Source organism: Streptomyces sp. NPDC088910 (assembly GCF_044749865.1).
Classification (GTDB): Bacteria; Actinomycetota; Actinomycetes; order Streptomycetales; family Streptomycetaceae; genus Actinacidiphila.
In genome coordinates this window covers 1,005,147-1,019,328 of record NZ_JBIVIV010000001.1, presented here as the reverse complement: position 1 = coordinate 1,019,328, position 14,182 = coordinate 1,005,147, and the positions used below count along the sequence as shown (strand labels likewise).

General features: G+C 71.5%; 15 protein-coding genes. 6 read left to right on the top strand and 9 right to left on the bottom strand.

Annotated features, from left to right (window positions below):
* Positions 1-95 precede the first annotated feature (95 nt).
* Positions 96-890 carry a S16 family serine protease gene (locus tag ACIP4Z_RS04280; protein WP_401304933.1) on the top strand — a complete coding sequence of 265 codons (795 nt, stop codon included), beginning with the start codon at positions 96-98 and terminating at the stop codon, positions 888-890.
* A 7-nt stretch (positions 891-897) separates the two neighbouring features.
* On the opposite strand, the gene ACIP4Z_RS04275 is transcribed toward ACIP4Z_RS04280, so the two are convergent.
* From ACIP4Z_RS04275 to ACIP4Z_RS04245, 7 genes are all read right to left on the bottom strand, one after another.
* On the bottom strand, positions 898-2,223 hold the full coding sequence (locus ACIP4Z_RS04275) for an MFS transporter (RefSeq protein ID WP_401304931.1): 1,326 nt from the start codon (positions 2,221-2,223) through the stop codon (positions 898-900).
* Between the two features lie 164 nt (positions 2,224-2,387).
* Positions 2,388-2,999 (bottom strand): helix-turn-helix domain-containing protein, encoded by a 612-nt coding sequence (locus ACIP4Z_RS04270; RefSeq protein ID WP_188284047.1) that lies wholly within the window; start codon positions 2,997-2,999, stop codon positions 2,388-2,390.
* Positions 3,000-3,145: 146 nt separating this feature from the next.
* The gene (locus ACIP4Z_RS04265; RefSeq protein ID WP_391163964.1) at positions 3,146-4,117 is read right to left on the bottom strand and encodes a glycine betaine ABC transporter substrate-binding protein; all 972 of its coding nucleotides are present in this window, start codon (positions 4,115-4,117) and stop codon (positions 3,146-3,148) included.
* Positions 4,114-5,061: an ABC transporter permease gene (locus ACIP4Z_RS04260; protein WP_401304928.1), complete on the bottom strand. Its 948-nt coding sequence runs from the start codon at positions 5,059-5,061 to the stop codon at positions 4,114-4,116. Before ACIP4Z_RS04260 ends, ACIP4Z_RS04265 begins: the two co-directional genes overlap by 4 nt.
* Positions 5,058-6,353, bottom strand: a complete 1,296-nt coding sequence (locus ACIP4Z_RS04255) for a betaine/proline/choline family ABC transporter ATP-binding protein (RefSeq protein ID WP_401304926.1) — start codon at positions 6,351-6,353, stop codon at positions 5,058-5,060. Before ACIP4Z_RS04255 ends, ACIP4Z_RS04260 begins: the two co-directional genes overlap by 4 nt.
* Positions 6,346-6,993 carry an ABC transporter permease gene (locus tag ACIP4Z_RS04250; RefSeq protein ID WP_355343051.1) on the bottom strand — a complete coding sequence of 216 codons (648 nt, stop codon included), beginning with the start codon at positions 6,991-6,993 and terminating at the stop codon, positions 6,346-6,348. The genes ACIP4Z_RS04255 and ACIP4Z_RS04250 overlap by 8 nt, the downstream gene beginning before the upstream one ends.
* A 41-nt stretch (positions 6,994-7,034) precedes the next feature.
* Positions 7,035-7,505 carry an Lrp/AsnC family transcriptional regulator gene (locus ACIP4Z_RS04245; RefSeq protein ID WP_093716663.1) on the bottom strand — a complete coding sequence of 157 codons (471 nt, stop codon included), beginning with the start codon at positions 7,503-7,505 and terminating at the stop codon, positions 7,035-7,037.
* Between the two features lie 124 nt (positions 7,506-7,629).
* On the opposite strand from ACIP4Z_RS04245, the gene hppD reads away from it, so the two are divergent.
* Positions 7,630-8,745 carry a 4-hydroxyphenylpyruvate dioxygenase gene (gene hppD / locus ACIP4Z_RS04240; protein ID WP_355343054.1) on the top strand — a complete coding sequence of 372 codons (1,116 nt, stop codon included), beginning with the start codon at positions 7,630-7,632 and terminating at the stop codon, positions 8,743-8,745.
* Between the two features lie 66 nt (positions 8,746-8,811).
* The gene (locus tag ACIP4Z_RS04235) at positions 8,812-10,182 is read left to right on the top strand and encodes an FAD-linked oxidase C-terminal domain-containing protein (RefSeq protein ID WP_355343057.1); all 1,371 of its coding nucleotides are present in this window, start codon (positions 8,812-8,814) and stop codon (positions 10,180-10,182) included.
* Between the two features lie 25 nt (positions 10,183-10,207).
* On the opposite strand, the gene ACIP4Z_RS04230 is transcribed toward ACIP4Z_RS04235, so the two are convergent.
* Positions 10,208-10,687, bottom strand: coding sequence for an SsgA family sporulation/cell division regulator (locus tag ACIP4Z_RS04230; RefSeq protein ID WP_355343286.1), 480 nt, complete (start codon positions 10,685-10,687; stop codon positions 10,208-10,210).
* A 319-nt stretch (positions 10,688-11,006) separates the two neighbouring features.
* On the opposite strand from ACIP4Z_RS04230, the gene ACIP4Z_RS04225 reads away from it, so the two are divergent.
* The 3 genes from ACIP4Z_RS04225 to ACIP4Z_RS04215 all read left to right on the top strand — a co-directional run bounded on the left by ACIP4Z_RS04225 (position 11,007) and on the right by ACIP4Z_RS04215 (position 13,606).
* The gene (locus ACIP4Z_RS04225) at positions 11,007-12,164 is read left to right on the top strand and encodes an RDD family protein (RefSeq protein WP_401304923.1); all 1,158 of its coding nucleotides are present in this window, start codon (positions 11,007-11,009) and stop codon (positions 12,162-12,164) included.
* 114 nt (positions 12,165-12,278) lie between these two features.
* A complete protein-coding gene (locus ACIP4Z_RS04220; RefSeq protein WP_401304921.1) occupies positions 12,279-13,058 on the top strand; it encodes an RDD family protein in 780 nt (259 codons plus the stop codon).
* Between the two features lie 74 nt (positions 13,059-13,132).
* Complete coding sequence (locus tag ACIP4Z_RS04215) at positions 13,133-13,606, top strand: RDD family protein (RefSeq protein ID WP_401304919.1); 474 nt, start codon at positions 13,133-13,135, stop codon at positions 13,604-13,606.
* Between the two features lie 136 nt (positions 13,607-13,742).
* Here the strand turns inward: ACIP4Z_RS04215 and ACIP4Z_RS04210 are convergent, their stop codons facing one another.
* Positions 13,743-14,096, bottom strand: coding sequence for a hypothetical protein (locus ACIP4Z_RS04210; RefSeq protein WP_401304917.1), 354 nt, complete (start codon positions 14,094-14,096; stop codon positions 13,743-13,745).
* Positions 14,097-14,182 lie beyond the last annotated feature (86 nt).

The window sequence follows — 14,182 nt, the reverse complement described above, 5'->3', positions numbered from 1 at the left end:
TGGGTTGCTCGCGCAGTTCCTCGCGCCCCTGGCGGGGCGCTGGTCGTGCGGGGGCGTGGCCGCGAGGGCGGGGGGTGTGAAATAGGGTCGGCGGCATGCGTAGAAGCAGCGTCTCCCGGCGGACCGTGACTCTGGCCGTCTGCGGAGCAGTCACGGCCGGGCTGCTGGCCGTCGCGGCCCTCGCCCCGCTCCCGATCTCGATCGTGGAGCCGGGGCTGACGGCGAACGTGCTGGGGGCGGACCAGGGGACGCAGGTGATCACGGTGAGCGGGACACCGGTGCGCAGGACGAGCGGGCAACTGCGGATGGTGACGATCCAGGCGACGTCACCGGACGCCTCGGTGCACGTCACCGACGTGCTGAAGGCGTGGTTCAAGAAGGACCAGGCGGCGATGCCGCGCGACTCGGTCTACCCCACCGGCGGCTCGGTGAAGGAGATCGAGAAGGCGAACCGCAAGGAGATGACCGACTCGCAGGACGCGGCGACGACGGCCGCGCTCAAGCACCTCGGGCTCTCACCGTCCAAGGTGAAGGTCGATCTCCAGCTCGCCGACGTCGGCGGCCCCAGCGCCGGGCTGCTCTTCGCACTCGGCATCATCGACAAGATCAACGGCGACGGCCACGGCGGCGACCTCACCGGCGGCCGGACCATCGCGGGCACCGGGACCATCGACGCCTCGGGCAAGGTCGGCGCGGTCGGCGGGGTGCCGCTGAAGGAGCAGGCCGCCCGCCGCGACGGCGCGACCGTCTTCCTCGTACCGCGCGGCGAGTGCTCCGACGCCAAGGCGGAGCTGCCCGACGGGCTCAGGCTGGTCCCGGTCAACGACCTGGACGACGCGCTGGCGGCCCTGGCCGCCCTGGACAAGGGCGGAAAGCTGCCGACCTGCTAGACGGCGGCTAGACCGACGCCCGCGCGGCGCCTGGCGACACGGCGGGCTCGTCGCCGGGCTCGTCGTTCCAGTGCCGGAAGGCGGGCAGGACGAGCGGGCTCAGCGTCGTGAGCAGATAGACGGCGCTGACGGTGGCCATGGCGGTGCGCAGGCCCGCGTACTGGACGAGGAAGCCGCCGAGCAGGCCGCCCAGCGGCACGGCGACCAGGACGCCGGAGGTGACGGCGCCGAAGACCCGGCTGCGCAGCCGCTCGGGGACCAGGCGGACCATCTCGGTGCCGATCATCGGGTTCAGGACCCCGGCGGCCAGCCCGCACACCGCGCAGGTGACCAGGAGCGGGGTCAGACCGGGCACGAAGGCGGCCACGGCCGTCCGGGGGAAGCCGCTGATGAGGAACGCGCCGATGTAGAGGCCGCGTTGCGACACCCGGTGGCCGACGACGCCGTACGTCAGCGAGCCGATCAGCGCGCCGCCGCCGAAGGTCCCGGCGACCAGGCCGACGCTCACCGAACCGCCCAGGTGCTCGCGGGCGTCCACCGGCAGCAGCACCGCCGACCACGCCTGGTCCAGCGCGTTGGTCACCATCACCATCACCACGATGGCGAACAGCAGCCGCGCGGCCACCAAGTAGGCGAATCCCTCGCGCAGTTCGGCCCGGTAACTGCCGGCGGACTCCTTCGGCGGCTCCGGCGCCTCCGCCGGCGTCCGGCCCCGTACCCCGATCCCGATCAGCACCGCGGACACCGCGAAGGTCGCCGCGTCGACCAGCAGCGTGTTGGTGGCGCCCATCACCGAGATGAGCACGCCCGCCAGCGGGGCGCCGAGCATACGGGCGCCGCGCGACGCGCCCTCGTACGCGCTCGACGCCCGCGCCACGGTGGTGTCGGCGCGTGCGGCGAGGCGGGGCATCAGCACCTCGCGGGCGGTCTCGCCGGGGGCGTGGAAGAGGCCGCTGACGCCGACGAGCGCGAGCAGTTCCCAGTAGCGCAACCCGACGGTCAGATGCAGCAGCGGTACGGCCGCCATGGCCGCCGCGCACACCACGTCCGACACGACGCTCGTGACCGCGTAGCCGAGCCGGTCGATCAGCGGGCCGCCCAGGATCGCGGCGAGCACGACCGGCAGGGTGGCCGCGAAGGCGACCAGACCGGCCCGCGCCGGGCTCCCGGTGGTCTCCAGCACGAACCACGGGACGGCGACGACGGTGAGCATGTTCCCGGCGATCGAGACCACGTTGGCGGCCAGCAGCACCCCCAGCGGGCGCCGGTCGCGGGCCGGTCCCGACCCGTCGGGCCGGTGGTGGGCGTGCGGTATCGCGGTGCGTGCGGGCATGGCGAATTCCCCCGTGACGATGGGTCGTTGATACGGAGTGACGGAGCTACGGAATTACGGGCCGGTGCGGACAGGGAGCCGGTACGGACAGGGAGCCGGTACGAGTACGGATACGGATACGGCTGCGCGTGCGGTGACGGCGCGCGCGGCGCGGGGGAGCGGGGTCAGTCGGACGCGATCGGGAACTCGTGGAACTGCACCCGGACCCGCTCACCCTCCGGCCCGTCCGTCTCCCGCTCGCGGAAGGACTCCACGAGCGCGTGCACCCGCTCGCTCAGCTCCACCGCGTCCTGCGGCGTGAGGCGCAGCGTGAAGCGGCTGGAGTCCCACGCCTCCTGCCAGACCTTCGGCCAGGTGTGCATCGTGCTCATCCAGGTCGCCACCTGCTCGGCGCTGCTGGTGGCGTGCTCGACCAGGAAGGTGCTCATCGCGGCGCGCACCTCTGGGTCGGGGTGCCGGACGAACTCCCCGATGCTGTCGAAGCGTTGGCCCCGGTGCACCGCCTTCCACCAGCGCTCGCGCGCGGTGCCGCGGCCGGGGTCGTCCTCGACCAGGCCGAACGAGGCGAGCTGGCGCAGGTGGTAGCTGGTCGCACCGCTGGACTCGCCGAGCCGGTCGGCCAGTTGGGAGGCCGTGGCGGGGCCGCGGTCGCGCAGCGCGGCCAGCAGCCGCATCCGCAGCGGGTGGGCGAGGCCGCGCAGCGACCTGGCGTCGAGGGTCAGCAGATCCTCGTCCGAGATCGGGCCGATCGGCACCGCGTCCTTCTTGTCCGTCATGGACACCACCTTAAGCGCATGCAAAGCACCTTTGCAACGCTCTTTTGCAAAACAGCTTTGCATCCACCCCAGAGTCGTACCCCAGAGCCGTACCCCCGGCCCGTACCCCGCGAGCCGTACCCCCCCCCGAGCCCCGCAGGGCCCCCTCACCCGTTCTTGATGAAGCCCTCCGCGATCAGCCACTTCTTCGCCACGTCGTGCGGGTCCTGCCCGTCCACGTCCACCTGGGCGTTCAGCTTCTGCGCGACCGCCGTGTCCAGCTTGGCGCTGATCGGGTCGAGGAGCTTGGCGATGGCCGGGTACTTCTTGAACGCCTTGCTGTAGATGACGGGCGCCGCGTTGTAGTTGGGGAAGAAGTGCTTGTCGTCCTCCATGACGGTCAGGTGCATCGACTGGATGCGGCCGTCGGTGGTGTACACCTCGCCCAGCAGGCAGGAACCGCTCTTGTTCACCTGGGTGTAGATGATCCCCGCGTCCATCTTCTGGATCCGCGAGCTGGGGATGTCCATGTCGTACGCCTTCATCATGCCGGGCAGCCCGTCCTGCCGGGAGGCGAACTCGTTCTCCACGCACAGCGTCACGGCCTTGGGGTCCTTCTTCGCCAGCGCGGCCACGTCGGAGAGCGTCTTGAGGTGGTACTTCGCGTTGTTGCGCTGGCTGACGGCGAGCGAGTACGTGTTGTTCAGCGTGGACGGCGGCAGCCAGGTCAGGCCGTTCTTCAGGTCCGCGTCGTGCACGGCCTGCCACTGCGCCTGGGGGTTCTTGATGGGTTCCGTGTGCCCCAGATACGTGATCCAGGCGGTGCCGGTGTACTCGTACATCGCGTCCGCCTGACCGGACTTGACCGCCTCGCGGGCGCCGATCGAGCCGGTGATGTTCGTCCGGTCCAGCACGCTCGCGCCCGCCGCCTTGAAGGCGAGGCCGATCATCTCGCCCAGGATGATGTTCTCGCTGAAGTTCTTGGACGTGATCACCAGGTGGGCGCCCTTGAGGGGTTCGCCCTGCCCGATCGAGCCCGGTTTGACGTTGTCCACCAGCGGGCTGCCGCTGGTCAGCCCGCAGGACGCCAGCAGGGCGGCGCCGCAGAGCGCCACGAGCCCCGTACGCCGCCGCGTCACGCCGTCACCTCCAGGCCGCGGGGGCGCATCAACTGCTCGGCGACCGAGGCCAGCCAGTCCACGAACAGCGCGAGCACCACCGTCAGCACCGAGCCGAGGATCAGCACCGGCATCCGCTGGTTGACGATGCCGGAGGTGATCAGGTCGCCGAGGCCGCCGCCCCCGCCGAAGGTGGCCAGCGTGGCGGTGCCGACGTTGAGCACCAGCGCGGTCCGCACGCCCGCGAGGATCAGCGGTACGGCGAGCGGCAGTTCGACCTTGGCGAGCACGCCGGGCGCCGACATGCCGATGCCGCGCGCGGCCTCCACCAGCGTCGGGTCGATGGCCTTGAGCCCCGCGACGGTGTTGGAGAGCACCGGCAGCACCGCGTAGGCCACGATGCCGATGATCGCGGTGCGGGCGCCGATGCCCAGCCAGATCACCAGCAGCGCCAGCAGGCCGATCGCCGGGGTGGCCTGGCCGATGTTGGCGAGCGCGGTCACGAACGGCGCGACCCTGCGCAGCCGCCGCCGGGTCAGCGCGATGCCGACGGGGATGGCGATCACCAGCACCCAGAAGGTGGAGATCGCGGTCAGCTTCACGTGCTGCCAGAGCCGGAGCTGCACATTGCCGTCGTCGAGCGAATTCTTCTCGATCGCGTCCAGGTGGATGTTGGTGATCCACAGATACGTGGCGAGCAGCACGGCGGCCAGCACGACCGGGGTGAACACCAGTTTCCGCCAGGTCAGTTTGGGCTTCGGCCTGGTCGCGGCGGGCGCGGGCCCGCCCTCGTGCTCCTCGCGCTCCGTACCGCCGTCGTCGTCGCGGAAGGCCAGGCCCCGCACGTCGTGCTCGCCGGGGGGACGGCGCTCCCCGGCGTCGCGGGTGTCCCGGCCCGACGGGTGGGACCGGCCGCCGTCGGCGCGGCTGGCCCCCGTCGCGCGGTCCGGGCCGTCCGGGCTCATGACGCCGGCTCCGCGCCCGCCGCGCCCTCCTGCTCGGCGCGTGCCCGCTCCTCCTCGTGCCCCTGCCCGGCCTGCGACTCGGCCAGTTCGTGCTGGTGCTCCATCGCGGTCAGCCGGTCGGCCTCCAGCATCTCCTGCACCGAGTTCATCAGCGTCTCCATGTCGACCACGCCCACGAATTCGCCGCGCCGCCCGGTCACCGCCACCCGCCCGCCGCTGTCGGTCAGCACCGCCTCCAGCGCGTCCCGCAGCGTCGCGTCCCGCGTCACCGTGTCGTGCACGACCGTGCCCGCCCGCGCCAACGACCCCTTGGCGCGCATCAGATCGCCGCGCCGCAGCCACTTGTACGGGCGCCGCCGCCGGTCGAGCAGCAGCAGTTCGTTGTGCTGGCTGGTGCGCAGCCGCTCGAAGACCGACTGCAACGGCTCGTCGACGCCCACCGCGGGGAAGTCGGCGATGCCGACATCGCGCACGCGGGTGAGATTGAGCCGCTTGAGCGCCGCGCCGGCGCCGACGAAGCCGGACACGAAGTCGTCGGCCGGGTTGGTGAGAATGGCCTCCGGCGTGTCGAACTGGGCGATGTGCGAGTGCTCGCGGAGCACCGCGATCCGGTCGCCCAGCTTGATCGCCTCGTCGAAGTCGTGCGTGACGAAGACGATCGTCTTGTGCAACTCGTGCTGGAGCCTGATCAGTTCGTCCTGGAGGTGGTCGCGGGTGATCGGGTCGACCGCGCCGAACGGCTCGTCCATCAGCAGCACCGGCGGGTCGGCCGCCAACGCCCTTGCCACGCCCACGCGTTGCTGCTGTCCGCCGGAGAGCTGGCGCGGGTAGCGGCCGTGGAACTCCCGCGGGTCCAGGCCCACCAGGTCGAGCATCTCCTCGACCCGGTCCTTGACCCGCGACTTGCTCCAGCCGACCATCTTCGGCACCAGCGCGATGTTCTCCGCGACCGTCATGTGCGGGAAGAGACCGGACGACTGGATGGCGTACCCGACCTTGCGGCGCAGCTTGACCGGGTCGATCGCGGTGACGTCCTCGTCGTTGATCCTGATCCGCCCGGACGACGGCTCGATCAGCCGGTTGATCATCTTCAGCGTGGTGGACTTGCCGCAGCCGGAAGGGCCCACGAAGATCACCGTCTCACCGGCCTTGATCTCCATGCTGACGCTGTCCACGGCCGGGTCCTGGCTGCCCGGATAGCGCTTGGTCAGGTTCTCCAGCTCGATGGTGGCGCCCGCCACCCCGGCGGGCGCCGACTGCTCCCGGTCCTGCGGTGACCACTGCTCAGACACGGATCCCCCTCGGAATGGTCAGACGGCCGATGCCCACGTACGCGGCGTCGAAGAGCAGCGCGAGGACGATGATGCCGAGCGTGCCGGACAGCACCTCGTTGAGCGCGTTGGCGCTGCCCAGCGACGCGATGCCGCGGAAGATCTCGTTGCCGAGGCCGGGGCCCGAGGCGTACGCGGCCACCGCCGCGATACCCATCAGCATCTGGGTGGCGACCCGGATACCGGTCAGGATCGGCGGCCAGGCCAGCGGCAGCTCCACCCGCAGCAGCCGGGCCACCCGCGACATGCCGATGCCCTTGGCCGCGTCCACCAGCGCGGGGTCCACACCGCGCAGCCCGACGATGGAGTTGCGGACGACCGGCAGCAGCCCGTACAGCGTCAGCGCGGTCACCGTCGGCGGCACGCCCAGGCCCAGGACCGGGATCAGCAGACCGATCAGGGCCAGCGACGGGATGGTGAGGATGGTCGCGGTCGAGGTGACCGCGAGATTGCCCGCCCAGTCGCTGCGGTAGGTCAGGACACCGATCAGGACGCCGATCACGGTCGCGAGCACCATGCACTGGAACACGGCGCTGGCGTGCTGGAAGGCGTCGGTGAGCAGTTGCTGGTGCCGGTTGGAGAGGTACTGCCAGAAGCTCACCGCGCCGCTACCTCCCCGTCTCCTTCGACCGCGTGGCGCGTCTACGTGTCGCGCGCCGCCTGCTCCACCAGCGGGATGATCCGCAGCGGGACCGGGTTCTCCATGACGATGGCCGTGGCGGCCCGGACAATCCCATCAAAGCCGACAACGCGGTCGATCACCCGCTGGAGATCGGCGTTGGAACGGGCCACCAGACGGCAGAGCATGTCGCCCTGACCGGTCGTGGTGTGCAGCTCCAGCACCTCCGGCACAGTGGTCAAGTGCGCCCGTACGTCGGCCCCTTGGCCCTGCTTGATCTCCAGCGTGGCGAACGCCGTCACCGGATAGCCGAGCGCCGCCGGGTCCACCTGCGGGCCGAAGCCGCGGATCACCCCATTGGCCCTCAGCCGGTCGAGCCGGGCCTGCACCGTGCCGCGCGCCACCCCCAGCCGCCGGGACGCCTCCAGCACGCCGATCCGCGGCTCCCGGTCCAGCAGCGTGATCAGCCGCCCGTCCAGCGCGTCGATCCCCATACCCCGCCGCCTTCCGTGGTCATGCTGCACAGATTGACCCGTCGATCCTCGCTTCCGCTGTGCAGACTGTCCACTGAAATCCGGAACTATTGCGCACCCTGACAAGCGGCGGGACGCTTTTGTCATGACTGAGACCCAGGATGCTTTCCCGGTAAAGGGCATGGACGCCGTCGTCTTCGCCGTGGGCAACGCCAAACAGGCCGCGCACTACTACTCCACCGCTTTCGGCATGCGCCGCGTCGCCTACTCGGGACCCGAGAACGGCAGCCGCGAGACCGCCTCCTACGTCCTGGAGTCGGGCGGCGCGCGCTTCGTGTTCACCTCCGTCATCAAGCCCGCCACCGACCACGGCCGCTTCCTGGCCGACCACGTCGCCGCCCACGGCGACGGCGTCGTCGACCTCGCCCTGGAGGTCCCCGACGCGCGCGCCGCGTACGCGTACGCCGTCGAGCACGGCGCCACCGGCCTCACCGAGCCGTACGAGCTGAAGGACGACCACGGCACCGTCGTGCTCGCCGCCATCGCCACGTACGGCCAGACCCGGCACACCCTGGTCGACCGCACCGGCTACGACGGCCCCTACATGCCGGGCTTCGTCGCCGCCGAGCCGGTGGTCGAGCCCCCGGCGCGGCGCTTCTTCCAGGCCATCGACCACTGCGTCGGCAATGTCGAACTCGGCCGGATGAACGAGTGGGTGGCCTTCTACAACCGGGTCATGGGCTTCACCAACATGAAGGAATTCGTCGGCGACGACATCGCCACCGAGTACTCGGCGCTGATGTCCAAGGTCGTGGCCGACGGCACGCTCAAGGTGAAGTTCCCGCTCAACGAGCCGGCCGTCGCCAAGAAGAAGTCCCAGATCGACGAGTACCTGGAGTTCTACGGCGGCCCCGGCGTCCAGCACATCGCGCTGGCCACCAACGACATCGTCGCCTCCGTACGCGCCATGCGCGCCGCCGGTGTCGAATTCCTCGACACCCCCGACTCCTACTACGACACCCTCGGCGAATGGGCGGGCGAGACCCGCGTCCCCGTCGAGACACTGCGCGAACTCAAGCTCCTCGTGGACCGCGACGAGGACGGCTACCTGCTCCAGATCTTCACCAAGCCGGTCCAGGACCGCCCGACCGTCTTCTTCGAGATGATCGAGCGCCACGGCTCCATGGGCTTCGGCAAGGGCAACTTCAAGGCCCTGTTCGAGGCGATCGAGCGGGAGCAGGAGCTGCGCGGCAACCTCTGATCTCACCCTGTGGTCTCGCGGGGTCCCGCCCTTGAGGGCGGGGCCCCGGCCTGCCAGGGTGAACACATGCACGATGAACTGATCACCGCACTGCGCGGCGGCCTGCCGCCGGAGGCGGTACTGACCGACCCCGACGTCGTCGCGGCGTACTCCCAGGACATGGCGAGCTTCTCCGCCGTCGGCACCCCGGCGGCGGTCGTGCTGCCCCGCAGCACCGAGGACGTGCAGCACGTCATGCGGACCGCGACCGCGCACCGGGCGCCGGTCGTACCGCAGGGGGCGCGGACCGGGCTGTCCGGCGGCGCCAACGCCATGGACGGCTGCATCGTGCTCTCGCTGGTGAAGATGGACCGCATCCTGGAGATCGACACGGTCGACCGGATCGCCGTGGTCGAACCGGGCGTCGTCAACGCCGTGCTGTCCAGGGCGGTCGGCGAGCACGGCCTGTCCTACCCGCCGGACCCGTCGAGCTGGGAACAGTGCACGATCGGCGGCAACATCGGCACCGGCGCGGGCGGCCTGTGCTGCGTGAAGTACGGGGTGACGGCCGAGTACGTCCTCGGCCTCGAGGTGGTGCTGGCCGACGGGCGGCTGCTGACCACCGGGCGGCGCACCGCCAAGGGCGTGGCGGGATACGACCTCACGCGGCTCTTCGTCGGCTCCGAGGGCACCCTCGGCATCGTCGTGAAGGCGGTCCTCGCGCTGCGGCCCGCGCCGCCGCGCCAGCTCGCCATGGTCGCCGAATTCCCGTCGGCCGCCGCGGCCTGCGCCGCCGTCTGCTCGATCATGGAGAGCGGCCATGTGCCGTCGCTGCTGGAGCTGATGGACGGCACGACCATCCGCGCGGTCAACGCGATGGCGAACATGGGCCTGCCCGAGACCACCGAGGCCATGCTGCTCGCCGCCTTCGACACCGCGGACCCGGCCGCCGACCTCGCTGCGGTCGGCGAGCTGTGCACGGCGGCGGGCGCCACCGACGTGGTGCCCGCGGAGGACAGCGCCGAGTCCGAGATGCTGCTCCAGGCGCGCCGCCTGTCCCTGACGGCGCTGGAGACCATCTCGACGGCCATGATGATCGACGACGTGTGCGTACCGCGCGCGAAGCTCGGCGAGATGCTGGACGGCGTCGCGGACATCTCGGCCAAGTTCGGCCTGACGATCGGGGTGTGCGCGCACGCGGGCGACGGCAACACCCACCCCGTGGTCTGCTTCGACGCGCACGACCCCGACGAGGCCCTGCGGGCCCGCGAGTCCTTCGACGAGATCATGGCGCTCGGTCTCGCGCTCGGCGGCACCATCACCGGCGAGCACGGCGTCGGCCTGCTCAAGAAGGACTGGCTGGCCCGCGAACTCGGCCCCACCGGCGTCGAGTTGCAGCGCGGCGTGAAGGCCGTCTTCGACCCGCTCGGGCTGCTGAATCCGGGCAAGCTGTTCTGAGGGCCGCGCCGGGCGTGCCCGGCCCTCACGCCCCCGCGTCCGGCGTCTCGTCCTTCCCCGACCACGGATCGCTCAGCCACAGCTCGTCCCGCGTGGTCGGGGCGAGCAACCGGCTGAGACCGTCGTCCATGCCGAGCTGCTCGTGCTCGGTGCCCGGCGGCACCACCCGCAGCGTCCGCTCCAGCCAGGCCGCGACCGGCGACGAGGGCGCCTCCAGCAGCGCGTTGCCGTCGGGGGAGCTGAGGGCCAGACAGATCACGCTGCGGCCGTTGACCTTCGTCGGCCAGATCCGCACGTCACCGTGACCGCACGGCCTGAACACCCCCTCCACGATCAGCTCGCGGGCGAAGGTCCAGTTCACGGGGGCGTCGGAGCCCACGTGGAAAGTGATGTGCACGGCAAAGGGATCATCCGTGCGATAGGCCAGCCTGGCGGGTACGGGGATGCTCCGCTCCGGCGACAGCACTAGCTGCATTTCCAGTTCGCGTTCCACCACGGTGTGCATCGACTCGACATCCTTTCCTCGGCGCGGCAGCCCCATTTCGCGTTCCGCGTGTTCCGCGGTGTCTTCGGTGACGCGCAGCGGGTGCTGCGCCGGGGCCTGCACCAGGAGAGAGCGCGTACCACTCCAACCATTACGCGGGTTCGCGGGATTCGGTTCAAATTTCCTGAAGCACGGGCACGAGGGGGCGCGTACGGGTAAAGACAAGTACGCCCTCCGAAGCCGGGCGGTGCGGGGAACGGCGGTCACGCCGGGCCCGCGCGTCTGGTAGATGTGGACGTCACAAACCCCCCAGACCGAGCAGATACGGATTCCGTGAACCATGAGCGCACCCACTTCTGGCTCCTCCGGTTCCTCCTCCGCGTCCCCGGCCCCGGGCTACTACCCTGACCCCTCGGTCCCGAACTACATCCGCTACTGGAACGGCTCCACCTGGGTGCCGGGTACGAGCCGGCCCGCGCCCGCCGCGGGTGAGGCGCCGGTTCCGTCCCCGTCCCCTTCTTCTTCCCCTCCGCCCGCCCCGGCGATGGACGAGTCCGGGCCAATGTTCCTCGACGAGGACCCGGGGGCGCCGCACTCCGACTTCGGTACGCCGGCGCCCGCTGCGGCCCCGGCGTCCGCCCCGGAGCCCGCTCCTTCCTGGCCCCGGCCCGCCGGGCAGGAGCCCGGCGCCGAGCCGCCGCGGATCTCCTGGGGCGCCGCGGGCACGGCCGCCGCGCCGGGCGTGCCCGCGCAGCAGTCGCCGCCCGCCGCCGAGCGGCCCCAGCCGCGGACACCGCCCCACCAGCCGCAGGCCCAGGCCCAGCCTCAACCGCACGCCCAGCCGCAGCCGCAGGCCCAGCCGCAACCTCAACCGCAGGCCGCGCCCTGGGCGCAGCAGGTGCACCATCTGGCCCGGCAGTCGGCGGGGGAGCAGGAGCGGCCCGCGGGCGAGGAGCGCCCGGCGCCGTGGCGGCCCCCGGCCGGTGACCCGTTCCTGAGCATGATCTCGGCGCAGGGGCGGCCGGGCGCGCTGGTGCGGCGGTTCGCGGCGCGCGTGCTCGACACCGTGCTGTTCTGCGCGGTGACCGCCGCCGCGGCCGTACCGCTGGGCACGGCCGCGTACCACCACATCCACACGAAGGTGGACGACGCGAAGCAGAGCGGCGAGACCGTGAAGGTGTGGCTGATCGACGGCACGACGGGCCTGGAGCTGGCCGTGGTGCTGCTGGTGGCGGTCCTGGCGGGCCTGCTGCTCGAAGTGCTGCCGACCGTCAAGTGGGGGCGCACGCTGGGCAAGAAGCTGGTGGGCCTGCGGGTGCTGGACGTCGAGGCGCAGATCCCGCCGGCCTTCGGCCCGAGCCTTCGCCGCTGGCTGACCCACACCGTGCTGGACGTCCTGGTCGTCGGCGTCGTCGGCCTCGCCTGGTGCCTCTTCGACCGCCCGTGGCGCCAGTGCTGGCACGACAAGGCCGCGCGGACGTTCGTGGCGGCCGACTGAGGTCACGTCCGTGGGGGCGTACGTCCGCGCCGATGCCGTACGTCCGGGGCGGCGCCGTACTCCGAACGGAGTCCGCAGCGGGCGGGCGGCCGGTGTCCGGGTTTGACTCGGGACATGAGTACCGATCAGCCAGCGCCCGGTTCCCCCCAGGACCCCTTCGCCAAGCCGCCAGGCGACCAGGCAGGCGGCCCGTACAACGGCGCCCAGGGCACCCCGCCGCCGGGCAATCCGTACGGCGGCGACCCGTACGGCGGCGGTCCCGCCACTCCGGGCGGCCCCGGCGGCTCCGACAACCCCTACGGCGGCGGTCCCGGCGGCCCGGCGAATCCGTACGGCGGGGGCGGTCCCGGCGGTCCGGGAAACCCGTACGGCGGCGGTCCTGGCGGTCCTGGCGGTCCTGGCGGTCCCGGCGGGCCCGGTGACCCCAACAACCCCTACGGCGGCGCCCCGCAGGACCCGCTGGCCGGGATGCCGCCGCTGGCGGACGGCGGCAAGCGCGTGCTGGCCCGCGTCATCGACGTGATCATCGTGCTGATCCCGGCCGGTCTGCTGGACTGGGCGGCGGGCGGCACCGACAACTTCAGCAGCGGCAAGTCGGCGGTCGGCGGCGCCTTCTTCGCGGTGCTCGGCTTCCTCTACGAGTGGTTCATGACCCGGTCCACCGGCCAGACGGTGGGCAAGAAGCTGATGAAGCTGCGCGTGGCGATGCTGGAGAACGGCAGCGTGCCCACCTCCGCGGCGGCGGGGCTGCGCGCCCTCGTGCTGTGGCTGCCCGCCTTCTGCTGCAGCTGCGTCTGGTTCGTGATCCTCGGCATCACGGTGCTGTTCGACAAGCCGTACAAGCAGGGGCTCCATGACAAGGCCGCCAAGACGGTGGTCGTCCAGACCGCCTGACGGACCGGCGGCCGGGCGGAAGGGCGCCGCACACGCCCTGTACCGCCACCCGGATGGCTGATTGACTGAGCGTCATGAGTGCAGACCAGCCGTCCGGGATGGCCCCGCTCGCCTCCCTCGGCCAGCGGTTCCTGGCCCGGGTCGTCGACACCGCGATCCTGATCGTCCTCGACGTGCTGCTCAGCGCGGCGGTGTTCGGCGGTGATCTGTCCCATCCAGGTGACGCGGGCCGCGGCAAGGAGATCCTCGCGGGGGCGGCGACCTTCATCGCGTACTTCCTCTACGAGGGAGCCATGACGGCCGCCCGCGGGCAGACCCTCGGCAAGATGCTGCTGCGGATACGCGCGGCGCGCCTGGAGGACGGCGCGGTCCCCGGCGGCGTCGGCTGGACGCGGGCCGCGGTCTACGCGCTGCCCGGCGTGCTCGTCACGATCCTGATCGGCCCGCTCTTCTGGCTGCTCAACTCCCTGTGGTGCACCTGGGACAAGCCGTTCCGGCAGTGCCTGCACGACAAGGCGGCCAGGACCGTGGTCGTGGCCGCCGTCTGACGCGGTGACGCGGTGAAGCGGTGCAGCGGACGAGCGCTGGAGCGATGAAGCGGTGGCGCCGTGAAGTGCCGAAGTGCCGAAGTGCCTTCAGCGGTGACATGCGGTGCGGGTCTTCCGCGCGGGTCCGCGCCGGGCCTCAGCGTCGTAGTGACGCCTCGCTGACCCGCGACGACTCGCGTACGCCGCGACCGCCGGCGGCCCGTGGGAGCGGGCGCTGTGCGGGGGACGGTTGGGCGCCGGACTCGGCGGCGGGAACGGTGGAACCGGTAGAACCGGTGGACGCGCTGGGCCGGGCCTGGGCGGACCGCACCCGGGCGGCGAAGGGCAGGGTGACGGTCACCGCGACGAGCAGGCCCAGGATCAGTCCCGCCGCGCAAATGACGGCGACTCCCACGCCGGACCGTGCGTCCGACAGCAGGAGCATCGCGAAGGTGGACAGGACAACGGTCAGGGAACCGTAGGCGAGTTGCGCGGTCGTAGGACGTGGCATTGGGGGAATCCGTCCTCGGTAGCGGGCTGGCTCTACGCTTCGGCATGCCCGGCCCGAACATGGGGTAAGCGTGACCTAACCCACGG